This is a genomic window from Microvirga rosea (assembly GCF_020595095.1).
In the GTDB taxonomy this organism is placed as follows: Bacteria; Pseudomonadota; Alphaproteobacteria; order Rhizobiales; family Beijerinckiaceae; genus Microvirga; species Microvirga rosea.
In genome coordinates this window covers 355,014-377,361 of the sequence record NZ_JAJDOP010000004.1, presented here as the reverse complement: position 1 = coordinate 377,361, position 22,348 = coordinate 355,014, and the positions used below count along the sequence as shown (strand labels likewise).

Here is a 22,348-nt window from a genome sequence, read left to right as displayed (position 1 = left end):
TCGCTTCGTGCGCTACCCGCCCCAGATTCTCGAGGAGATTCGCGCCCGACTGCCCGTATCGGCCGTCGTCGGCAAGCGCGTGCGCCTCAAGAAGGCGGGACGGGAATGGAAAGGGCTCTCGCCGTTCAATGCGGAGAAGACGCCTTCCTTTTATGTGAACGACCAGAAGCAGTTTTATCACTGCTTCTCGTCAGGCAAGCATGGTGACATCTTCACCTTCCTCCAGGAGACGGAAGGCTTGTCCTTTCCCGAGGCCGTGGAGAGGCTTGCGGCGGAGGCGGGGGTTGCCCTTCCGAAGATGACCCGGGAGGACCGGGCCGAGGAGGTTAAGCGCAACACTCTCTATGATGTGACGGAGATGGCGGCGGAGTTCTTCATGGCCTCCCTTCAGGGCCGGTTCGGCATGAAGGCGCGCGATTACCTCGCCGGTCGCGCCCTGAGCCGCGAAACGCAGGAGCGTTTCCGCATCGGCTATGCCCCGCCGGAACGGTACGCGCTGCGCGATTATCTTGCCGGAAAGGGCGTTCCTCTCGAGATGATGGAGGAGGCCGGGCTGCTTTACTCCGGCGAGGACGTGAAGATCCCCTATGATCGGTTCCGCGACCGGATCATGTTTCCGATCTGCGACCTCCGCGGCCGGGTCGTCGCCTTCGGCGGCCGGGCCATGAGCGCTGAGGTCTCGGCCAAGTATCTCAACTCCCCCGACACCCCTCTCTTCAATAAGGGCCGGCTCCTCTACAATTTCCATCTTGCCCGCAAGCCCGCTCACGATCGGGGTACCGTGATCGTGGCCGAAGGCTATGTGGACGTCATTTCCTTGAGCGTTGCAGGCTTTCCCCACGCCGTCGCGCCCCTCGGCACAGCCCTGACCGAGGAGCAACTCGCTCTTCTCTGGCGCATGACGGACGAGCCGATCCTGTGTTTCGATGGCGACAAAGCCGGACGAAGGGCAGCCTATCGGGCGCTCGATCTCGCCTTGCCGAACCTGACGGCGGGCAAGTCGCTGCGCTTTGCTCTTCTGCCGGAAGGGCAGGATCCGGACGATCTGGCGCGTTCCGGCGGCTCCGTCGCCGTGGAGCGGGTGCTCGCATCCGCCCGGCCGCTGATCGACATTCTCTGGGCCCGGGAGGTCGAGGCCGGACCTCTGGATACACCCGAACGGCGGGCCGCCCTGGAGCATCGCCTGCGCGAATCGCTGGGACTGATTCGCGACGAAACCCTCAAGCGGTACTACCGGGAGGAGGTGGAAAGCCGTTTGTCCACGCAGAATCCGGATCCGCGCCCGGGCCGGTTCAAGCGGCAGGGGGGCGGCTCACGGCGGGATCGCTGGGGGGCGGCGCCGACGACGCCGAGCTCTCGGGTGAGTGTCTCGCCGCTTCTGGCCAGGAGCGCGCTTTTTACCGGAGGAACCGTCGAGACCCCCCGCGAGGCCGTCATCCTGTGCACCTTCCTGGCGCATCCCGAGATGCTCCACAGCCACGCTGAAACCCTTGCGGAGCTTGAATTTGAGGGGCGAAGCGCCCAGGATCTGCGACGCTTCCTCATCGACGATGCGGCCCATGGCGAGCCCGCGGGTCCTGACGTCATGGCCACACGGCTTGAGCGGGCGGGTCTTGCGCCCGTTGCGGAACGTCTTACATCTCTGGTGCGCACCGGCGATCGCTGGATGCTCGACCCCCATGCCGATTTCTTGCGACTTGAAGACGCATTAAGGCAGGCAATCACCTTGCATCGCCGCGCACGCACGTTACATAGCGAACTTCGGGCCGCGGAGCGCGCGCTCGCCGAAGACGACAATGAGGCCAATCTCGCTTGGCTGCGAGAGGTCCAAAACCAGCTGTCTTCCGTCGAGGGTGCTGAGGCCGATTTAGACAACGGAGTTGTCCACCGCGATCACTGATGCCCGGGCACCTGTTCGGAGCAGAGGCGCGCGGACGAGTGGGGGGATGGTTAACGGTTAGTCAAGCGACTTGCTGTTTTATTGTTTGGAATGAATTTCGGGTGGTGAGGCCAGGACGCTTCGCTGCCCATTCGCGCATCGCCGATCCGGCTCGGGGGCCGGTGGGGCGACGGAGTAGTGCAAAGCATGGCAACGAAGGCAACCGAACGGGACGAAGCCGAGACTGCAGCGCCTGAGCAGCAGAGCGACGGGCCTCTTCTCGATCTGACCGATGCCGCCGTTCGGCGGATGATCAAGCTCGCCAAGAAGCGCGGTTATGTGACCTATGACGAGCTGAATGAAGTCCTGCCGTCCGAGGAGTTCTCGTCCGAACAGATCGAGGACGTGCTCGGCCAATTGTCCGAAATGGGCATCAACGTGGTCGAGTCGGAGGAGGCCGAAGAGGGCGAGAAGGCGGAAGCGGAAGAGGAGGAGGCCGAAAGCGGCGACCTCGTCGAGGCGACCCAGTCACGCGCCGTCACGGTTCGCGAGACGACCGCCAAGGAACCGACCGACCGTACCGATGACCCGGTGCGCATGTATCTGCGCGAGATGGGCTCCGTGGAGCTCCTGTCCCGCGAAGGCGAAATCGCCATTGCGAAGCGGATCGAGGCCGGTCGCGAGGCGATGATCGCAGGCCTCTGCGAAAGCCCACTGACCTTCCAGGCCATCATCATCTGGCGCGACGAGCTCGTCGAAGGCCGGGTGCTGCTGCGTGACATTATCGACCTCGAAGCGACCTATGCCGGCCCCGATGGCAAAGGCGCCCCCCGGGAGGAACTCGGCGAAGGCGAGGAAGAGGCCGCCGCCGAGGACGGCGAGGGCGCCGTTCCGCCCGAAGGCGAGATGGACGAAGACGATCTTGAGAACAACGTGTCGCTCTCGGCCATGGAAGCCGAGCTGAAGCCGCGGGTTCTCGAAACCTTCGATTCCATCGCCGACAACTACAAGAAGCTGCGCCGCCTCCAGGTCGAACACGTGGAGCAGCGCATGCAGAACAAGCAGCTGACTCCCGCTCAGGAGCGGAAATACCGGGAGCTGAAGGCGGATATCGTGGCTTCGGTGAAGTCGCTTTCGCTCAACAACAACCGGATCGAGGCTCTCGTCGAGCAGCTCTATGACATCAACAAGCGGCTCATCTCCCATGAGGGCCGCCTGATGCGCTTTGCTGAAAGCCATGGCGTCGCTCGCGAGGAGTTCCTCAAGCACTACCAGGGCTGGGAGCTCGATCCCAAGTGGGTGCTGCGCGTCTCCAAGCTCGGCGGCAAAGGCTGGAAGGACTTCGTCGCCAGGGGCAAGGACCAGATCCACGAGCTGCGCGAGAAGATCCATAACCTGGCTTCCGAGACCGGCCTGGAAATCCAGGAGTTCCGCCGCATCGTCATGATGGTGCAAAAAGGCGAGCGCGAGGCCCGGCAGGCGAAGAAGGAAATGATCGAGGCGAACCTGCGTCTCGTGATCTCCATCGCCAAGAAGTACACGAACCGCGGCCTCCAGTTCCTGGATCTGATCCAGGAAGGCAATATCGGCCTCATGAAGGCGGTCGATAAGTTCGAGTACCGCCGCGGCTACAAGTTCTCGACCTATGCCACCTGGTGGATCCGGCAGGCGATCACGCGCTCGATCGCCGACCAGGCCCGCACGATCCGCATTCCGGTGCACATGATCGAGACGATCAACAAGATCGTCCGCACGTCGCGCCAGATGCTGCACGAGATCGGCCGCGAGCCGACGCCGGAGGAGCTGGCCGAGAAGCTGGCTATGCCCCTGGAGAAGGTGCGCAAGGTCCTGAAGATCGCCAAGGAGCCGATCTCCCTCGAAACGCCGATCGGCGACGAGGAGGATTCGCACCTCGGTGACTTCATCGAGGACAAGAACGCGATCCTGCCCATCGACGCGGCCATTCAGTCGAACCTGCGCGAGACCACGACCCGCGTTCTCGCATCGCTCACGCCGCGCGAGGAACGTGTGCTGCGCATGCGCTTCGGCATCGGCATGAACACCGACCACACCCTCGAAGAGGTTGGTCAGCAGTTCTCGGTGACCCGCGAGCGTATCCGCCAGATCGAAGCCAAGGCGCTTCGGAAGCTGAAGCATCCGTCCCGCAGCCGTAAGCTGCGCAGCTTCCTGGACAACTGATCCGGGAAGGCCCGGGAGACCTGACTTTCTGACAAAGCGCCCTTTGCGGGGCGCTTTGTCGTTTCCGGATGCCGGCTCCTAATGAACGGGCGGCAGGCTGTGAGCTTCCCACAAGCGCCTCGGGATCGGATCGCCGATGGTGAATTCGAAGGCCTGAATGGCCCGGTGGTCATGGGTCAATTCACATATGAAGGCCAGCTTGTACCACCGCCGACCGCTTCGAAACGCTGCTCCCTGCGCCGTCAGTGTATTGCCGACGCGTGCTACGTCCGCCATCGCGTAGGCGACAACCCTGTCCGGCTGGAAAAGCGTCAAGGCGGCGATCTGCGCCATCGCCTCGATCCCGCAATGCTGCTCGATCCTGGTTTCAGCGTCGAAAGACGCGAGGGCTGATTGCATCTTTCGACTTCGAGGGTTTGCCAGGACTTGCCCTGAGAGGATGGTGGTCGCCCGGATAGGACCTGCCGGGACCGATCTTGGATCCTGAGTTGGAGCCGGGGCTCCCGCAATGGATTCACCTTCCTCCGGCGGCTGCAGCGATTGTGGAGGCGGAGGCAGCGTGGCAGGCGGTGGAGAAAGCGCCTCGACCTGTTCCGAAGACCAGATTTCGACTGGCGTCCCTTCGTCGGATTGGGGGATCTGCCGAGGTTTGAAAGGCATGAAGCATGCGAACAACAGAAGAGCATGCAGACCCAATGATATTGCCGTTCCGCCGATAGTCTGCCTGCCGATGCAGAAGCTAGCGGGCGGAGCGTGACCAAAGAGCTGCATGCAGCAACCTCGCATGTCGGCAAATGTCGTGCCCTCTCACGTCGACCCTCCCGCAGGAGCTTTGCTGTGGTTTCCGCTTGCGGCAGGATTGCGGCATCGGCCGCTCCGCCTTTCTGTCGGCTGCGGGAGGCCTGTGCATAATGTGCCTCGTGTGGAATGAGACAGACCGAGGACGTAACGATGATCGCCAGCCTAACCCTTATCCTTTTCTGCCAGCTTGTCGGGGAGGTGATCGCCCGCGGTCTTGGCTGGCCGATTCCGGGCCCGGTCCTAGGGATGATCGTCATGCTCGCGGCTCTGGGCGTTCGCGACCGCATACGAAAATACCGTCCGGCATTCGGGCGGCAGGTGGACGCGACCGGCCAGGGCCTCCTGGCTCATCTGTCGCTTCTGTTCATCCCGGCCGGCGTCGGCGTCATGCAGCGGCTCGATATCCTGACCGAATATGGCTGGGCGCTCCTGGTGGCGCTGGTCGTCTCGACTTTCATCACCCTCGTGGTGACGGTGCTGGCCTTCGTGTTCGTTTCCCGTTTGACGGAGACGTCGGCTCGGGGCGGTGAGGGGAGCTCGGCCCGTGAGTGATCAACCCTTCGCCCTCTGGGTCTATCTTTCGCAGACGCCGCTCCTCTGGCTGACGGTGACGCTTGGCGCGTATGTGGTGGCGGATAGAATTTCCCATGCCACGAAGCGCAATCCCTTGTGCAATCCGGTGCTCATGGCGGTGGTTCTGATTGCGCTCGTGCTCTGGGGAACGGCGACATCCTATCCCGTCTATTTCGAGGGCGCGAAGTTCGTTCATTTTCTCCTCGGCCCCGCGACGGTTGCTCTCGCCATTCCGCTTTATGAGAACCGGAGGATCGTGATGCGCGCTCTCCTGCCGATGCTCATGGCCCTCGTTATCGGATCCGTGACGGCTATTGTGTCTGCGGTCTGGATCGCTCAACTCCTTGGGGTTCCGCGGCAGATTCTTGTGTCTCTGGCGCCCAAATCCGTTACTGCCCCGGTTGCCATGGGCATCACCGAGACCCTCGGCGGCGATCCTGCATTGACGGCAATCCTGGTCATGCTGACGGGCGTGATCGGATCGATCATGGTGACACCGCTTATGAATGCACTCGGCATGACGGATTGGCGCGCCCGAGGTTTTTCCGTAGGCCTGGCGTCACATGGAATTGGTACGGCGCGAGCCTTTCAGGTCCATTCTCTGGCCGGAACCTTCGCGGGCATCGCGATGGCCCTCAATGCCCTCGTCACCGCGCTTCTTCTGCCCGTTATCCTGCGTCTGATCCTGTCCTGATCCGCCGCACATCATACTCCCCGGAAGAGCAGGACGGCTGCGGCCGCTCCAGTCGCCCCAAGACTGACGACCGCCACCGGCCAACCGACCTTTGTGTTGCCGAGACTGAATGACATGCCGATCTTGACGACCGTATTGGTCACGACGGCCAAGCATATTCCCGTCGTGGCAGCAGTCGCCGGAATGGCGTTGAGGGAAAGCCTTGCAAGCGACAGGGTGACCGCATCCACATCCGCGATGCCGGAGAGAACGGCCAAGACGTTCAACCCGGCTTCGCCGGTCTTCTCGATGAGGATTTTCGCCAGCAGACTGATGGCCGCGATCAGAGCCGCCAACCGCAGAGCCGTGCCGAGCTCGAAAGGATTTCGGATCTTGAGGTTCGGATGGCTGCCCTTGCCTTCACTCTGTCGCGTGAGAAACAGAGCTGCGCCGAGGAGGAGGACGAGACCGGCAGCACCCAGTGACCAGCCCAGGGAAGAAGCGAGGTCAATGTTGATGGCGCTGGCGATGATGACGACACGGACGATCATGACCGTGCTCGACAGCAGGATGCCGCCAGCCAGAAGCGGTCCTGCCATGGGTTGCTCGCGCGCAAGGCGTGCGAACGTCGCCGTCGTCGCGGTTGACGAAGCCAAGCCTCCTGCAAGCGCCGCCAAGGCGATCCCGTGCCGGCTGCCCATGACGCGCACTGCAACATAGCCTGCGAAGGACAGAGCCGCGATGATGATGGCAAGCAGCCAGACTTCCGCTGGATTCACTGCATCATAGGGATCGACGGTCCGGTTCGGCAGCAGTGGCAGCAGGAGAAACGTCATTGCGAGCAGAATCAGGACAGCGCGGATCTCGAGCCAGCTCAGACGCCGCAGCCACGCGTGCAGCGTCGCCTTCGCGGCAAGAATGATCGTCGCCGTGACCGCAATCGCGATGGCAATCTGCACATTGCCCAGAATGGTGTAGGCTCCCAAGGCAAAGGCCAGCAAGCCTGCGACGACACCGGTGACGCTGAAATTTCCTTCCGATGAAGCCTCCAACCACGAGAACGCAGTGAACGCCATGGCAAAGCTCAGGAAGGAGAGACTCAGGAAGATAGCGCCCAGATTCATGCCGAGGATCGCGCACAGCGCTCCAAGCAATGTCGTCAGCATGTAAGTGCGCAGTCCCGCTGTCCGTTCGCCCTCCGCCTCGTCTCTTTGCTTCCATCCGCGCTCGATCCCTAGGAGAAGTCCGATGGCGAGAGCGACCGCAAGACGTTCGAGCAGCGGATCGAGGATCATGATGTCTCCTTGATGGAAGCGCGCGATCTGTTCGTGGGATATCTCGCCTCGATGCAGCTAGAGCATATCCTAGGCTCGCGCGTCGAGCAGGACCTTCGCGAGCGCAGCCGCATCGCTTCGTCGCGAAGAGGATCGCCGCCAGGCGATGCCGATCGTACGCACCGGTTCCGGATCGGTGAAGCGGATGAGTTCGACGCGGTCCGTCCGTTCCATGTCCGCCGCCATTTCCGGAAGCAAGGTGATGCCGTATCCGTTGGCGACGAGATGCATCACGGTCGAAAGGCTCGAAGCCCCGAATGCCATGTGAATGTTGGAAGACAGTGCTCCGCAGACGCTGAGCGCCTGATCGCGAAGACAATGACCTTCCTCCAACAGCAACAGGTGCTCTGATGCCAGAGCGGCAGGTTCCATTCTGGCATCCGCGCGGGCGCCGGCTCTGGTCTGTCGGGCGACGAGAAACCGATCCTCGAACGCGTTGAGGGTCTCAAGCTCAGGCCGGTCGATCGGGAGGGCCGCGACGATGAGATCGAGATCGCCGCGAATGAGCTCTTCCACCAGAGGGGCCGTTTGGGTTTCACGGATGCGCAGGTCGAGCTGCGGAAACCTGTCGTGAAGCAACGGAAGAGCGCGGGGCAGAAGATAAGGTGCGATGGAGGGAATGATCCCGAGCCGCAGGACTCCGATCAGGGGCGGCTTTTCGCGGCGGGCATAATCCTCCAGGTCGGCCACCGCGGCCAGGATCGCTGCTGCCCGTTGAGCGACTTCCTGCCCCTCGGCTGTCAGGTCGACCGCGTTCCGGCGGCGTTCGACGAGGCGGCAGCCCAGCATATGTTCCAGCTCCTGAAGCTGCATCGAAAGAGCCGGCTGTGTCACGTGGCACAAAGCTGCGGCGCGGCCGAAATGTCGGGTCTCGGCAATGGCGGCAAGATAGCGAAGCTGGCGGAGTGTCATCATGACGATAAGATAAACTTATCGTGCCTGTTAGACAATCGAATTGGACTAATCAAAGGGACTCGCTGATGGTGCCGTCATCCAGGAGGATGCACGATGACAAAACCGACCATGACCACGACGGCCGGTGCGCCGATCGCCGACAACCAGAACTCGATCTCCGCAGGTCCCCGTGGGCCGCTGCTGCTGCAGGATTATCAGCTGATCGAGAAATTGGCCCACCAGAACCGCGAGCGCATTCCCGAGCGCGTAGTGCACGCCAAGGGCTCCGGAGCCTACGGCACTTTCACGGTCACGCAGGACATCACCTCATACTCGAAGGCCAAGCTCTTTTCGCAGATCGGCAAGCAGACGGAAGTTTTCCTGCGTTTCTCGACCGTCGCGGGTGAGCGCGGCGCCGCCGACGCGGAGCGTGACGTGCGCGGCTTTTCGGTGAAATTCTATACGGAAGACGGCAATTGGGATGTGGTCGGCAACAACACGCCGGTCTTCTTCGTTCGCGATCCGCTGAAATTCCCTGACTTCATTCGGACGCAGAAGCGTCACCCTTCGACGAATCTGCGCAGCCCCACCGCCATGTGGGACTTCTGGAGCCTCTCGCCCGAAAGCCTGCATCAGGTCACGATCCTGTTCTCGGATCGCGGATTGCCGCAGGGATACCGCTTCATGCACGGTTTCGGTTCACATACCTATTCGTTCCTGAATGCTTCTGGAGAACGCTACTGGGTGAAGTTCCACTTCAAGTCCATGCAGGGGATCAGGAACTGGACGAACCGAGAGGCCGAGGCGGTCGTCGCGAAGGATCGAGAGAGCGCGCAACGCGATCTTTATGAGGCCATCGAGGGGGGTGATTACCCGCACTGGCGCGTCTGTGCGCAGATCATGCCGGAGACTGACGCAGAGCAAACCCCGTACAATCCGTTCGACCTGACGAAGGTGTGGCCCCACGCCGATTACCCGCTGCACGAAATCGGCATTCTCGAACTGAACCGGAACGCCCAGCATTATTTTGCCGAGGTTGAGCAATCCTCGTTCTCTCCGTCGAACATCGTACCCGGCATCGGCTTCTCGCCGGACAAGATGCTTCAGGGGCGTCTGTTCGCCTATGCGGATGCGCACCGCTACCGGGTCGGCACCCATTACGAGGCGCTGCCTGTCAATCGGCCCCGCTGCCCGGTTCATCATTATCATGCTGACGGTTCGATGCTGTTCGACATCCCGAACCGGGGCGATGCCTATTACGAGCCGAATTCCTTCGGCGGCCCCGCCGAGGACCGTGGTCTGGCCGAGCCTCCGCTCAAAATCTCCGGCGATGCGGCGCGTTATGATCATCGGATTGGCAATGACGATTATAGTCAGGCGGGCGCCCTGTTTCGTCTCATGACCGATGCCCAGAAAGCGCAGCTCATCGACAACATCGCCGAAGCGATGCAGGGCGTGCCGATGGACATCGTCAAGCGCCAGGTTCTCCACTTCTATTTGGCCGACAAGGCTTACGGGCTTGGTGTTGCCGCCAAGATGGGCCTTTCGCCCAGCGAAGCGGTACCTCAGGCTGCAGAATAGATCTTCCCCCCAGGGTCTGACTGCAGAGCCGCCCGGTTCGCCGGGCGGCTTTTTTGTTGGCGGGCGCGCTCTATGCATCCCCGGAATGACCGTTTGCAACAAGGTCAATTGCATTCAGGGTTGCTATTTGCCATTTAATAACAATCCCTATTGCTAGAAGAAAGCAAAATACATGTTAACAGTGTGGTTTAAGCGCCCGCTTTGGCAACGGGTCGCGGTTGCCTTCGCTTTGGGCATCCTAGCAGGCGCTTTGGTAGGTGAGCGGGCAACCGTATGGTTCAAACCGCTCGGCGACATCTACCTGAACCTGGTGCGAATGATCGTCATTCCGCTGGTGTTCTTTACCATCACATCCAGCGTGGCAAAGCTCGCCGAGGCCGGGAACGTCGCGCGGCTCGGTATCCGGACGCTCTTCTGGTTCATGGCGACCTCAGTACTGGCCGTGCTCGTCGGCATCGCGTTCGGCCATTTGATCAATCCCGGACTGGGCCTTTCCAACCTCCCACTCGGTGAGGTGAAGCCGCGAGCCATCCCGACGCCTCTCGAGGTGCTGATCGGAATCGTGCCGACGAACCCCATCAAGGCAATGGCCGATACCAACGTCCTGCAGGTGCTGTTCTTTGCCGGGATCGTCGGCGCGGCGCTCGTGTCCCTGGGCGACAAGACGGCCGGCATCCGCACATTGGTCGATCAGGGAGCCGCTCTCGTCTTCCGCATCACCCGCTGGGTGCTTCAGCTGACCCCGCTCGGCACCTTCGGTCTGATCGCCTGGGTTGTCGGCAAATATGGGCTGTCATCGCTGCTCCCGCTCGGCAAGTTCATTGCCGCCATGTACATCGCCTGCCTGTTCCATATCATCGTGGTCTATGGCGGGCTTCTGAAGCTGCATGGCCTCAAGGTGGGACGCTTCTTCCGTGGCGTGTTGCCGGCCCAGCAAATGGCTTTTGCGACATCGTCGAGCCTCGCGACCCTGCCCATGTCCCTGCGGGTCGCCGTCGAGCGTCTCGGCGTCCCGCAAAGCTATGCGAGCTTTGCGGTTCCGCTCGGCGCCAACGTGAAGATGGACGGCTGCGGCGCGATCTATCCCGCCATCGCTTCGATCTTCATCGCACAGTATTTCGGGCTCGACCTGTCCCTGACGCAGTACGTGCTGATCGGCCTTACGGCGGTGCTCGGCTCCCTTGGCACCGCCGGCGTGCCGGGAACTTCCATCGTCATGCTCACGCTCACTCTCAGCACCGCCGGCCTGCCATTGGAGGGCATTGGCTACATCATTGCCATCGATCGGGTGATCGACATGATGCGGACTGCGACGAACGTCACCGGCCAAGTCCTCGTGCCCGTGCTTGTGGCCAAGGAGGAAGGGGTCCTCGATCTGACCGTCTACAACGGTGGGGAAGAGACCCGCGCGGTTTCGCCGGAAGCCGTGTTGGCACCGGCCGAGTAAAATCCATCCGGCCGGGGCGTGAAGTGCGCCCCGGCCACTCGGACATATGATGCAACCAGAGCCGAGCTTTGCCGTTCTGTCTTCAACGGAGCAAAGACAGGCATGGCGTCGCAGACCTCGTCCAAGAAAGTCATCTACGCCGCCCTGCTGGGCAACCTGCTGATTGCGATCACCAAGTTCGTTGCGGCGGCCTGGACCGGAAGCTCGGCAATGCTCAGCGAGGGAGTGCATTCCCTCGTCGACACAGGCAATGAGCTGCTCCTGCTTTATGGACTTTACCGTTCGGCCAAGCCGCCGGATCGGGCTCATCCTCTCGGCCATGGACGCGAACTCTACTTTTGGACCTTCATTGTCGCGCTGCTGATCTTCTCCCTTGGCGCGGGCGTTTCGTTCTACGAAGGCATTGTTCATATCCGCAGACCCGAACCCGTGGCCGATCCATTCGTCGCCTATGTGGTTCTGGGCCTATCGCTCGTTTTCGAAGGTGCCTCCTGGTGGGTTGCCTTCAAGGAGTTCCGGCGCGCGAAAGGGCCGCTGGGTTATTTCCGCGCCGTTCGCGAGAGCAAGGATCCGACAACCTTCACTGTGCTGTTCGAGGATTCCGCCGCTCTCGCCGGACTTCTGATCGCTCTTGCGGGCGTGACGGCCGCGCAATTCTTCGAAATGCCTGAACTGGATGGGGCCGCGTCCCTTGGCATCGGTGCCGTCCTGACTGTGACGGCTCTCGTTCTCGCACGGGAAACCAAAGGTCTTTTGATCGGCGAGGCGGCAGATCCGAGGCTGGAGGGCTCCGTACTGGCGATTGCGCAAGCCGACCCGGCCATTGAACGCGCCAACGGGGTCCTGACCGTTCATCTGGCGCCCAACCAAGTGGTGGCGGCTCTCAGCGCGGAATTCTCCGACGAGCTGCGGACGCCGGATATCGAAGCCTGCGTGACCCGGATCGAAACAACGATCAGGCAGGCGCATCCCGAGATCATGACCTTGTTCATCAAGCCCCAAACGGCCGGGACCTATCGACGAAGGCGCGAGGCTATCGAAGACCCGACGCCGGTGCATTAACACAAGCGTGACGATCTGCGTCTATTGAAACCGCGTCTCATTCCTCCATTCTAGTCAGCCAGCATCCAGAGGAGCGCGCATGGCCGAACGGGTCATCAAGGACGATCAGCCTCGCGTCTATTTCGATTGCAACAAATGCCCGGCTTTCTGTTGCTCGATCTACGAGCGCGTCGCTGTCACCAAGCGAGACATTACGCGTCTCGCGAAGCACTTCGGCGTGACGTTTGCTGAAGCGCAGCAGCGCTATACGACCGAGTATGATGGCGAGCGCGTGCTCAAGCGTGTGAAGGACGTCATTTTCGAGCGTACCTGCACCTTTCTCGATCAGAAGACCCGCGGTTGCACGATCTATCACGCGAGGCCCGGCGTTTGCCGATCCTATCCCGGGCGCTCACGCTGCGCCTATTACGATGTCCTCCGCTTCGAGCGCATCCAACAGGGTGACGAGAACGTGGTGCCGCAGATCAAGATCACGTTCCGCGAAGTCGAGGAAGAGGTCGTGGATAACGCCGACGGGCCAGAGCGCATCTACGAATGGGACGAGAAGGAGGAGTAGGCAATCGCTCAGAGCCTTCCAGTCCTGCCTTCTTGAGGATGAACGACGATTGTCGCGGTCATGCCGGCGCTAAGACGAACGGAATCAGGAACCCGGTCAAGGGCGATCCTGACGGGAATTCGCTGTGCCAAACGGACCCAGCTGAAAGTCGGATTGACGTTGGCGATGAGGTCACCCGACCCGGAAACGGTTTCCCGGTCGGCGATCGCACGGGCAATGCTCTCCACATGTCCCTCGATCTCTTCAGGGAAGCCCAGCAGCCGGACGACGGCCCGGTCGCCTTCTCGAAAATTGCGCAGCTTCGTTTCTTCGAAGTAGCCGACCACATAGAACGAGTCGCTGTTCACCACCGCAAGGGATGCTTTGCCGGAAACCGCATAATCGCCCACGTGAACCTGAAGGTTGGTGACATGGCCGTTCGCTGGTGAGCGGACAGTCGTACGATCGAGGTTGAGCCGCGCGGTGTTCAGCGCGGCCAGGGCTTCATCGTAAGCCGCCTCGGCCAAGCCGACCGCCGTCTCCGCCTGCTCCCGCGCCTCGACAGTGATGGCAGCGCTCGACAGGCGGGTGCGGCGTTCCAGTTCCCGGCGGCGCTGCTCCAGTTCGCGCTCCCGCGCCTCCACATTGGCTTCGGACTGGGTCAGCGCGAAGCGATACCGCTCAGGGTCGATGACGAACAGGACGTCGCCCTTCCTGACGGGCTGATTGTCTTTGACCCGAACCTCGGCAACGGCCCCGGAGACTTCGGGAGCAAGCTGAATGACGTCGGCTCTCACGCGCCCATCCCGCGTCCACGGAGTCTCGACATAAAGACGCCAGGCAAAAAAGCCGGCGGCGATCGCCAGAGCAACCACGATGGCGGTAACGACGAAACGGAAAGTGCGAGACGCGAGCACGGTTCAATGGTCCCAGTGAAAGACGGCCACGATGCAGCCGGACAGGATCAGTACGTAGAGTGCCGTATTGAAAAGGGCGGGGTGCCAAACACCCCTGTAGACTCCCGCCCACCGCAGAAACCGGCGTAGAGCGAGCCAGATGAGCGCGGATCCTCCGGCATAGGCGAAAAGGGGCGGTACGAAGATGCCGAACACGTTGATTTCCTTGATCACGCGGGCTCCTGTGCGGCCAGAAGGGTATGAAGAGCGTAGGGTTGTGCAACCCCGAAGAAGTCCTGATGACGATCCATGGCGCTGCCGATGGCGATCAGCGCGGTGAGCGCTTCAGCGCTCGTCGCTGTCCGATGGGCGATCAAGACGGCGACTGTGCGGTAGAGATCGGGTGTACCGGCGTCCTGCCGTTCGTTCTTCAGATGGCGGAAATGCTGGCTGAGTTCGGTCAGGGACCGGTCCAGAGCGCGCATCGCCTCTGGGTGAAGGGTGCTGCGGATCGTGCGCAGGGTCAGGATGTTGAAGCCGATGCGCAGGGCCATGAGAGCGCCCCGCATCAGCCCCTGGTGATCGGGCCTGCCGATATCGACCCGGGAAAACAGCGCATTGATGCGATCGAACATGCGACTTGCAAAGCGCGTCCGGTCGATCCGACTTTCGCCTGAGGCGAGAACCTGAAGATCTCTCATGATCCCGCGCCGGATCCGCCCGATCGCCCAATCGACCCCAAGCGGACGCAAGAGGCGGAACATGAGAATTCCCACACCAATCCCGACCAGCAATGCGAGCGTGGAATTGAGAAAGCTTGCGAAATCCGTTTGTATCGCAGTGTTGGACAATCCCAGGAAGGCGACGAGGTTCAGCCCAAGCGGCGTCACCTGCGTGCCGATCCCGGGAAGGGCAAGAAGGATGCCGAACGGGAGATAGAAGGGCAGCAGCACCATCACGAGCGATGTGAAATCGTCGACGGCCGGAAAGATCGCCAGCAAGTAGATCGCAGCGGCAACAGCCGACAAAAGCGTCATTCGCAGGAAATTCCCTGCCGCTGTCGCGGGGTCGTCCAGCGATGCGAGGATGCTACAGATCACCCCGCTGAAAATCACCGCCGAGCTGCCGTTGTTCCAACCGGAAACAATCCAGAGGGCTGATGTCGTCAGCACTGCCGCAACAGAAATGCCGCCGGCGACAAGAGCGAGAGTGACATCCCGGTATCGGGTCGTGGAGGGTGCTGCTTCGTCGATCCTGACGGCTTTGCCCGAAAACAGCCCCTGCCGCAGCACCAGGATGCGGCGCCACGTCTCGAGGGCATCGCGAAGCCGCAGAAGAACATTCCGGACCACGATCGTCTCCGGATCGCGGATCATGTCATCAAGGGAGGGAACCGCCTCGGCAATCCGATGCTCCAGATCCTCCATGGCGTGCAAGGCGTCGGGCTCAAGGGCAAGAATATTCTCGCCCTCGAAAACCCGGCTGGCCTCGTCGAGCAAAGGCTGCAGCTTGTCGATCTTTCCTGGTGCTTCGCTCTGGAGCAGCACCAAGCGATCATGGATCGAGACGAGAAGAGCCAGAAGGGCCAGGATGCGGCCTTGCAGGTGCCGCGCGACGTTTCCCGCCGCCCGCACCGACGGCGTATCGAAAACGGAAAAAACCCGCAGCGCATCCAGCGCGATGGCGTCGGCGATCAATCTCCGCTGGTCGGCGAGAAAACGGTCCGGGTTGATCTCGCCGCGCATCATGTCCTTCACCCAGCGCGCGGACGCCGCCAAGGTCGTATCGACCGATGCTTTCAGAGCCTCTCCGGCCGAGCGAGGAAAGATCAGCTGGCTGACAAGCGTGGCGCAGCCGATGCCAAGGGTAATCTCGAGACACCGTCCGATCGCATAATCAAACGCCGTATCCGGAGCGAGCGCGGCCGGAATGCCGATAATGGCTGCCGAGTAACCTGACAGGACGGCGCCATAGGAGGCCGGGGCATCACGCAACAGGACCGACGTAAAAGTGCAGGTCCCGATCCACAGGGCGAGGCACAGGAGAAAAAGTGGCGGCGCCTGGGCAAACAGTCCAACCAGGAAAAGGGCCACGACGGTGCCCACCACCGTCCCGGCAATCCGGAAGAGTGACTTGGCCGCGACCATGCCGGCGATCGGTTGAGAAACGACGAAAACCGTCAGCATGGCCCAGCTTGGTTGAGTCAGGTCGAGCCGAAACGCGATCCACAGAGCAAGCATCGCGGCGCCGAAGGTTTTGATCGAGAACGCCACGTCTCGCCAATTCGGCTGCAGCATGGGCAGGGGAACTCTCGTTCAGGGTTTTCGGATCCGGCCCATTCCAGCTCGATTGGAAGGGTCTGAAGCATCATCTAGAGGGATCCGGTCCAAAGCCCAGGCCTCATGAGATTGAAAGCCATAACGATGACCGCGGATAGGTCGGCAATGTTTAGTCGGCAACCCAGCATTGCAATATGCATGGGAGAGAAGCGCCGTGACATGGTCTATAGCTTGGTCAACAATGCTCCAATCGAGGCCGCGCGTCCGCCGGTCTTCTCAAGAAAACGCCATGGACACGAAATCGACCGCCGTTCCCGCTGCCGTACCCGTTCGCCCAATAGCCGAGGGTGTGGCTGTTCCGATTCTGGCGGCTATCAGCTTCTCGCATTTCCTGAATGATCTGATTCAGTCGCTGATTCCAGCCATCTATCCGATCCTCAAGGAGAGCTATGCCCTCGATTTCGGACAGATCGGCCTGATCACCCTCACGTTCCAGCTCACCGCGTCATTGCTGCAGCCCCTGGTCGGCGTTTATACCGACCGCAAGCCGCAGCCGTTCTCCCTGATCGTGGGAATGGGCTTTACCTTGATCGGCCTGCTGACCCTGTCGCGCGCTTCGTCCTATCCGTTGCTGCTTCTGGCGGCAGGGCTCGTCGGAATGGGATCGTCCGTGTTCCACCCGGAATCCTCGCGGGTGGCCCGGATGGCATCCGGGGGACGCCATGGCCTGGCCCAATCGGTTTTTCAGGTGGGCGGCAATGCCGGAACCGCCGTGGGTCCGCTGTTGGCGGCCTTTATTGTCGTGCCCATGGGGCAACCCAGTATCGCATGGTTCTCCCTCGTGGCCCTTCTGGCCATGATCGTCCTGTCGCAGGTAGGACGCTGGTATCGGGACAAGCTCGTGGCGCTTCGGGCCAAGCCGCGCGGCGGGGAGACCAAGTCGGCCCATTCGCGGCAGCGCATCTTCTGGTCCATCACCATCCTGATGCTGCTCGTTTTTTCGAAAAACTTCTATACGGCGAGCATCACCAGCTACTTCACCTTCTATCTGATCTCCAAGTTCCAGCTGTCCGTTCAGGACGCACAGCTGCACCTGTTCATCTTCCTGGGGGCTGTTGCGGCCGGCACCGTGCTCGGCGGGCCGATCGGTGACCGGATCGGGCGGAAATACGTGATCTGGTTCTCGATTCTGGGCGTCCTGCCGTTCACCCTGGCGCTGCCTTACGCCAACCTGTTCTGGACGGGCGTGCTCAGCGTCCTGATCGGCCTGATCCTGGCATCCGCCTTTTCGGCAATCCTGGTCTATGCGACGGAGCTGGTTCCGGGCCGGGTCGGCATGATCGCAGGCCTGTTCTTCGGCCTTTCCTTCGGCATGGGCGGTCTGGGCGCCGCAGTGCTCGGCGAGCTGGCGGACTGGACCAGCATCGAAACCGTTTATCGGGTTTGCTCGTTTTTGCCTGCCATCGGCCTTCTGACGGTCTTCCTGCCGCACGAGCGGCCGAAAGGCCGCGGAGCGTGACGGCACCGGGGAGGGGAGCTGAGGCTCAGCGCCACGCGTAGTTGAAGCTGACGCTGATACGCTCGCTCTCCGCTTCGTTCACGGGGACCTCGTGACGAAGCCAGCTCTCCCAGAGCAGGACTGTACCGGGCTTGGGAGTCATATAGGCGAACTGCCTGTTCTCAGGCTTCGCCTTCGCTTTTCGAGGCGGGGCCGCCATCATGAATCCGAGACGCGGATCCTCGATCTTGAGGGCGCTCGCGCCGTCCGGAATCGTGACATAATAGGTCCCGCTCACGACGGAGTGGGGATGAATATGGGAGGTGTGGACGCCACCCGGCGGCAGGATATTGATCCACAAGCTGTCAAGTTCAAGCTTCCGGCCTTTGAGGTCGAACTCCAGCTCCTTGGCAAAAGCAGACACATGGGTATCAAGCTGTTTCAGCAGTTCACCGAATACAGGAACGCGCCACGGCAAATCGTTCAGCGATGCATAGGATGTGTAGCCCGGATAGCCGTTCTTCTCGCACCAGCGCTGCCCGGCCTCGTCATCCTCGGCAATGGACCAGCAGGCGCCCTCAAGCTCGCTATTGAGGCGCTTTGCCTTTGTGCCTGCGAGCTCTGCACGATAGACTTTGGTGACGAAAAGCGTTTCGATATTGGACATGGCACGGCTCTAGACTTCGCGGGGGAGAGTGTCAAAGCCAAAGCGGTCCTGCAAGCGCCGTGGACCCGCTTGCAGGACTCCCGTGACGATCCCACCTTGGCGGTATGATGCTCACGCTTCCTCAATACGGACTCTTGGACGACCCCCTGCTTCTGGCGCGCAGCCTCGATTCCGAAACGCTGTCCCGGGTCATCGCCCTGCGGGACTGGCTCGTGACCGGGGCCGCCAAGATGGACGACCCGAGCGATATCTTGAGCGACTTCATTGAGCGCCTGCGGGAGCTGGGGCTGCCGATTGACCGCGCTGCCTCCGCCATTGAGGCGCTGCATTCCGAATATGCTGGAATCGGTCGGTTCTGGACCAAGGACGAAGGCACGGTCGTGCGGTATCTCCCCCATGGAGAACGGCGCGAGACGGTCTACTCATCAAGTCCCTTCGCCTACGTGAATCGGACGAATGAATGGCTCCTGCTCGATCTGAGCGATACCCCCGATGACCGGTTTCCCATCCTGGCTGAGCTGAAGGAGGAGGGATACCGGCATTATCTGACGATCCCGTTGCGGTTCAGCAGCGGCGCGGAGAATGCGATCTCCTTTGCGACCCGGTCGCCGGGCGGCTTCGACGAGAAGACGCTGAAGATCCTACGCCTCGTGATGCCGTCCTTCGCGCTGGTGATCGAGCTCAGAGCGACAAGCAATCGGCTCGATGAGGTTCTGAGGATCTATGTGGGAGACGATCCTCATCGGGCGATCCTGTCAGGAGCGATCCTGCGCGGGCAGGTCACGCGCATTCGATCCGCGATCCTTTTTGCCGATATGCGGGATTACACGCAGATTTCCTCGACGCTCAGTCCCGAACATGCCGTTGAATTGCTGAACAACTACTTCGATTGCCTGGTTCCGCCCATCGAGGACGAAGGCGGGGAGGTGCTCAAATACCTGGGGGATGGCCTATTGGCCATCGTTCGCGATAAGGGCGACGATACAGGCGGTGCGCCGCAAGCTGCTCTCTCTGCAGCCACGAAGGCGCTCCGGCGGGTTCAAGCGGCGAACAGCGAAGGGCGGTTTCCCGTCCCTATCAATATCGGCATTGCCCTGCACCATGGAGATGCAGCGTACGGCAATGTCGGGTCGGGCCGACGCCTGGATTTCACGGTCATCGGGCGGGACGTCAATCTCGCCAGCCGCATCGCCGAGTTGAACAAGGAACTCGGGGAGCCCCTTCTCATGTCCAAGCCCTTCGTCGAGCATCTTTGGGGCGATCCGACTCCTCTGGGCGCCCACTTCGTTGAAGGGTTCGAGGAAAAGGTCGAGGTTTTTCGCCCCTGAGGCCAGAGCCCCATCTTCAGCGGGATCCGGCCTATACACCACCTAAGGTGGAGACGCGGGAAACGTCACGGCCTGATCGTGATGTTTCCCTCAAGGCTGGCCTTTTCGAAATCATCGATGAGAACGTCGACCTTGATTTTCCAGGGGCCGGGCAGAGGCAGAACGAGGCCATCGACCTGCCAGCCGTCCCGGCCGGTATTCCTGGCTTTGCGTTCGATGGGCTCGATGCCTGCCTCGGGTTTGGCGAGGATGAGCGTCACCTCCCTGGGGTTCAATGGAGTCGCCCGCTCGGACGCGATCACCACCTTGCCGCTGGCGGGACCGGCCCGACCGGGCGCGAGCGTAACCTGGGCCATGACCCGAGACGAGCGCAGATGGACGCTTGCGGCGGCTGCAACTTCCGTGGCGCGGGCAAGGGCCCGTGGAGGAGGAGTGAACCGCCACAGGCCTACCAGGGCCAGAATGGCCGTGGCCAGGACGATTTCCGTTGCGACCGACCGGGCTAGCCGCGACCCAGCCGGGCCGCCTGGAGCGGCCAAGGCCGGCGTAAGCCATCGACGGTTCAGGGCCGCCAGGCCAAGCAGTCCTGCAACAAGGGCCATTTTAGCGATCAGAAGCTGCCCATAGGCCGTTCCTGCGAGGTTCGCGGGGGCCCCGACCTGGATCCATGCCAGGATCAAGCCGGTCAGCGTCAGAAACGCGACTGCCACCAGAGCGCCAGCCGAGAAGCGGCGAACGATCGGCAGCGCTTGCGCCGATTTCCGGCGTACGACGAGAACCAGGGGAATCAGCGCGCCGATCCAGTAGGCAACGCAGACAGCGTGAATGAACACGGCGGGCCGGGTCAGCCATTGCGGCGCGGCATTGCTGGCGTGGCCGCTCAGGGCCAGGGACAAGCCGATTCCTGAGAGAGCGGCCAAACACAAGCCTCGCCGAACCTCTTCTGATCTGGCGTGCAGACCGAGCCAGGCGACCAGGAGTGCAGCCACAGCTGTCGCCGCAGTCAGCCCGAATGCCGTCCGCCATCCGGCGATCCAGACGGATGGCAGGCCCAGTGCGGTGAGCGGCTCGCCCAGGGCATCGAGGCCTTGAAGGCCGAGGGAGAGTGGCGCCGCAATCAGCCCGGCTGTCAGAAAGCCCTCCAGCAGGTGTCTCGATCCCATGGCTTTGGGTGGATCTGCGGCCACCCAGGCCGTGAAGAAAACCCCTCCGGCGCCCATAAAGAGGCTGAGATAAAGGACGACCCGCGCAAACCAGAGAGCAGGCCGCACCCCTGTCTCCGCTTCGACACGAGGACTAGGCCCTGACCCGGTCGGGGCTCCTACGGAGAAGGTCACCGAGCCGCTAATCGGATGGCCGTCGCCCGATGTGACCCGGTAGCTGAAGATGTGGGTGCCGTGGGGAAGATCCGGCGGCATCGTGATGCTGAGGGTCTCGTCGCTCGTGGAGACCGGCAGGTCACGGTACGTCTGTCCGCGAGCATCCGTCAGGCTGACAGCGAGAGGCGACACGGGCTCGTTGAAGCGCAGGCGCACCATCGATGGGGCCTGCTGCACCACCACGCCGTCCGCGGGATGGGATTCGATCAGCGATGCATGGGCGAAGACAGGCCCGCAGTTGCAAAGGGTCGCGACTGCCAGCCAGAGCAGAGTGATGACGGTGCGCGTCATGGATGTGCGGGGCCGTGGCGCGGCCCCGCCTCCTTGTTAGTGAGTGCCGGTTTTGGCAGGCAGAAGCTTCAGACCCGGAGCCGGATACCGGTAGTCGTCCGCACTCTTACCCTCCGCCGGGATTTCGATCCAGCGGTCCGCCTTGCCGCCCTCGCATTCCTGCACGGCCGGAATATAGAGCGTGGTGTTCGGCTTGAGACTGTCCGTCAAATAGGCGCGGAAAACGAACTCGTCGTAATGCTCGTCGAGCAGCTTACCGGTCCAGACAATCTCCCGTACGCCCTCTGACAGAGGAGTACCGTAGTAATCATAGGCCTTCTCATAGGGAGCCTTCACGGTCTCCAGGGTCCAGCCCGCCTTCGGCATCGGCTTCACGGAGATGACGCCATCCGGAATGCGCACCCGCAGCTTCAGGGTTGGCGCCCCTTCACAGCCGTGGCCGACGCGCAGCACGGCTTTGTAGGTGGAGGCGATAGGGGCCTGCTGCTGCTCGAGGGTCGTGTGAGCGAGGGCCGGGCAGGCAAGCATGAGAGTCGCGGCGGCGGCGAGTGCCCCGTGCAGTGCAATCGTGGTCATTGGTAGATCCTGTTGGTTTGAAGGAAGAAGGCTTCTTCACGTCAAACCAACACCGGCGGGGCCCTTGCCCCAAGGGGCAGCGTAAGGGCCGTGGGCCGTTCCGCTTGAACCGTCCACGTACTGAAGAATGGAGTATCCGCGTCCGGGGCAGGCAGGAAGGCGAGGATGTGATCCGTGGGCGGAGCGGGGAGCCCGGGGCAGATGCTGAGGATGCAGCATTGAGCCTCGTGGCTGGCGGCTTTTACCGGCGCGTCTGTGTCGTGTTTCGTCGGGGCCGCGCCGTGATGGACGTGCACCTGAGCCGCTGCCTTGTGGGCGGATATACGCCCGGCTCCGAAGGCCATCGCTCCGATATGGAAGAACAGGGCAAGGGTTGCGACGAGCGCGGCCGCCTGTCGAACCGATGCTGTGCGAAGCCCTGCCATCCCCATTCCCCGTACCTAGGCCCAATAGCCG

At 61.9% G+C, this 22,348-nt stretch carries 20 protein-coding genes; 10 read left to right on the top strand and 10 right to left on the bottom strand.

All coding sequences use genetic code 11. The features are described 5' to 3' along the window. Nucleotides 1-7: 7 nt before the first annotated feature. Together dnaG and rpoD are read left to right on the top strand one after the other, a co-directional pair. Nucleotides 8-1,900 (top strand): DNA primase, encoded by a 1,893-nt coding sequence (gene dnaG / locus LJD17_RS13250; protein WP_227384656.1) that lies wholly within the window; start codon nt 8-10, stop codon nt 1,898-1,900. 186 nt (nt 1,901-2,086) lie between these two features. Beyond that, a complete protein-coding gene (gene rpoD / locus LJD17_RS13245) occupies nt 2,087-4,078 on the top strand; it encodes an RNA polymerase sigma factor RpoD (RefSeq protein ID WP_227384655.1) in 1,992 nt (663 codons plus the stop codon). Nucleotides 4,079-4,156: 78 nt separating this feature from the next. Here the strand turns inward: rpoD and LJD17_RS13240 are convergent, their stop codons facing one another. Next, a complete protein-coding gene (locus LJD17_RS13240) occupies nt 4,157-4,477 on the bottom strand; it encodes a DUF930 domain-containing protein (protein WP_227384654.1) in 321 nt (106 codons plus the stop codon). 552 nt (nt 4,478-5,029) lie between these two features. On the opposite strand from LJD17_RS13240, the gene LJD17_RS13235 reads away from it, so the two are divergent. Next, nucleotides 5,030-5,431, top strand: a complete 402-nt coding sequence (locus LJD17_RS13235; protein ID WP_227384653.1) for a CidA/LrgA family protein — start codon at nt 5,030-5,032, stop codon at nt 5,429-5,431. Beyond that, complete coding sequence (locus LJD17_RS13230) at nt 5,424-6,146, top strand: LrgB family protein (RefSeq protein ID WP_227384652.1); 723 nt, start codon at nt 5,424-5,426, stop codon at nt 6,144-6,146. The genes LJD17_RS13235 and LJD17_RS13230 overlap by 8 nt, the downstream gene beginning before the upstream one ends. Before the next feature lie 11 nt (nt 6,147-6,157). On the opposite strand, the gene LJD17_RS13225 is transcribed toward LJD17_RS13230, so the two are convergent. Together LJD17_RS13225 and LJD17_RS13220 are read right to left on the bottom strand one after the other, a co-directional pair. Then, a complete protein-coding gene (locus LJD17_RS13225; RefSeq protein WP_227384651.1) occupies nt 6,158-7,420 on the bottom strand; it encodes an MgtC/SapB family protein in 1,263 nt (420 codons plus the stop codon). 69 nt (nt 7,421-7,489) lie between these two features. Then, nucleotides 7,490-8,374 carry a hydrogen peroxide-inducible genes activator gene (locus LJD17_RS13220; RefSeq protein WP_227384650.1) on the bottom strand — a complete coding sequence of 295 codons (885 nt, stop codon included), beginning with the start codon at nt 8,372-8,374 and terminating at the stop codon, nt 7,490-7,492. A 93-nt stretch (nt 8,375-8,467) separates the two neighbouring features. Here LJD17_RS13220 and LJD17_RS13215 point away from each other — a divergent pair, with 93 nt between their 5' ends. From LJD17_RS13215 to LJD17_RS13200, 4 genes are all read left to right on the top strand, one after another. After that, a complete protein-coding gene (locus LJD17_RS13215) occupies nt 8,468-9,934 on the top strand; it encodes a catalase (protein ID WP_227384649.1) in 1,467 nt (488 codons plus the stop codon). Nucleotides 9,935-10,106: 172 nt separating this feature from the next. After that, entirely contained in the window at nt 10,107-11,381 is a 1,275-nt protein-coding gene (locus LJD17_RS13210) for a dicarboxylate/amino acid:cation symporter (protein WP_227384648.1), read from the top strand. 102 nt (nt 11,382-11,483) lie between these two features. Further along, nucleotides 11,484-12,443 (top strand): cation diffusion facilitator family transporter, encoded by a 960-nt coding sequence (locus LJD17_RS13205; protein ID WP_227384647.1) that lies wholly within the window; start codon nt 11,484-11,486, stop codon nt 12,441-12,443. Between the two features lie 79 nt (nt 12,444-12,522). Beyond that, nucleotides 12,523-12,999: a YkgJ family cysteine cluster protein gene (locus LJD17_RS13200; RefSeq protein WP_227384646.1), complete on the top strand. Its 477-nt coding sequence runs from the start codon at nt 12,523-12,525 to the stop codon at nt 12,997-12,999. 8 nt (nt 13,000-13,007) lie between these two features. Here LJD17_RS13200 and LJD17_RS13195 read toward each other — a convergent pair whose 3' ends face one another. The 3 genes from LJD17_RS13195 to LJD17_RS13185 are packed head-to-tail and all read right to left on the bottom strand — an operon-like array spanning nt 13,008 to nt 16,171. Further along, nucleotides 13,008-13,895, bottom strand: a complete 888-nt coding sequence (locus tag LJD17_RS13195; RefSeq protein ID WP_227384645.1) for an efflux RND transporter periplasmic adaptor subunit — start codon at nt 13,893-13,895, stop codon at nt 13,008-13,010. A gap of 3 nt (nt 13,896-13,898) precedes the next feature. After that, nucleotides 13,899-14,108 (bottom strand): DUF1656 domain-containing protein, encoded by a 210-nt coding sequence (locus tag LJD17_RS13190; protein ID WP_227384644.1) that lies wholly within the window; start codon nt 14,106-14,108, stop codon nt 13,899-13,901. After that, nucleotides 14,105-16,171: an FUSC family protein gene (locus LJD17_RS13185; RefSeq protein ID WP_227384643.1), complete on the bottom strand. Its 2,067-nt coding sequence runs from the start codon at nt 16,169-16,171 to the stop codon at nt 14,105-14,107. The genes LJD17_RS13190 and LJD17_RS13185 overlap by 4 nt, the downstream gene beginning before the upstream one ends. A gap of 271 nt (nt 16,172-16,442) precedes the next feature. Between LJD17_RS13185 and LJD17_RS13180 the strand changes: the two genes are divergently transcribed. Continuing rightward, nucleotides 16,443-17,672 carry an MFS transporter gene (locus tag LJD17_RS13180; RefSeq protein ID WP_227384642.1) on the top strand — a complete coding sequence of 410 codons (1,230 nt, stop codon included), beginning with the start codon at nt 16,443-16,445 and terminating at the stop codon, nt 17,670-17,672. A gap of 25 nt (nt 17,673-17,697) precedes the next feature. On the opposite strand, the gene LJD17_RS13175 is transcribed toward LJD17_RS13180, so the two are convergent. Next, nucleotides 17,698-18,318, bottom strand: coding sequence for a TIGR02466 family protein (locus tag LJD17_RS13175; protein WP_227384641.1), 621 nt, complete (start codon nt 18,316-18,318; stop codon nt 17,698-17,700). A 134-nt stretch (nt 18,319-18,452) separates the two neighbouring features. Here LJD17_RS13175 and LJD17_RS13170 point away from each other — a divergent pair, with 134 nt between their 5' ends. Continuing rightward, nucleotides 18,453-19,646 carry an adenylate/guanylate cyclase domain-containing protein gene (locus tag LJD17_RS13170; RefSeq protein ID WP_227384640.1) on the top strand — a complete coding sequence of 398 codons (1,194 nt, stop codon included), beginning with the start codon at nt 18,453-18,455 and terminating at the stop codon, nt 19,644-19,646. Nucleotides 19,647-19,711: 65 nt separating this feature from the next. On the opposite strand, the gene LJD17_RS13165 is transcribed toward LJD17_RS13170, so the two are convergent. From LJD17_RS13165 to LJD17_RS13155, 3 genes are read right to left on the bottom strand one after another with little or no spacing between them, the layout of a single operon-like run. Beyond that, the gene (locus tag LJD17_RS13165) at nt 19,712-21,316 is read right to left on the bottom strand and encodes a copper resistance CopC/CopD family protein (RefSeq protein ID WP_227384639.1); all 1,605 of its coding nucleotides are present in this window, start codon (nt 21,314-21,316) and stop codon (nt 19,712-19,714) included. A 36-nt stretch (nt 21,317-21,352) separates the two neighbouring features. Further along, the gene (locus LJD17_RS13160) at nt 21,353-21,892 is read right to left on the bottom strand and encodes a YcnI family copper-binding membrane protein (RefSeq protein ID WP_227384638.1); all 540 of its coding nucleotides are present in this window, start codon (nt 21,890-21,892) and stop codon (nt 21,353-21,355) included. A gap of 41 nt (nt 21,893-21,933) precedes the next feature. Further along, nucleotides 21,934-22,317 (bottom strand): hypothetical protein, encoded by a 384-nt coding sequence (locus LJD17_RS13155; RefSeq protein ID WP_227384637.1) that lies wholly within the window; start codon nt 22,315-22,317, stop codon nt 21,934-21,936. Between the last annotated feature and the right edge of the window lie 31 nt (nt 22,318-22,348).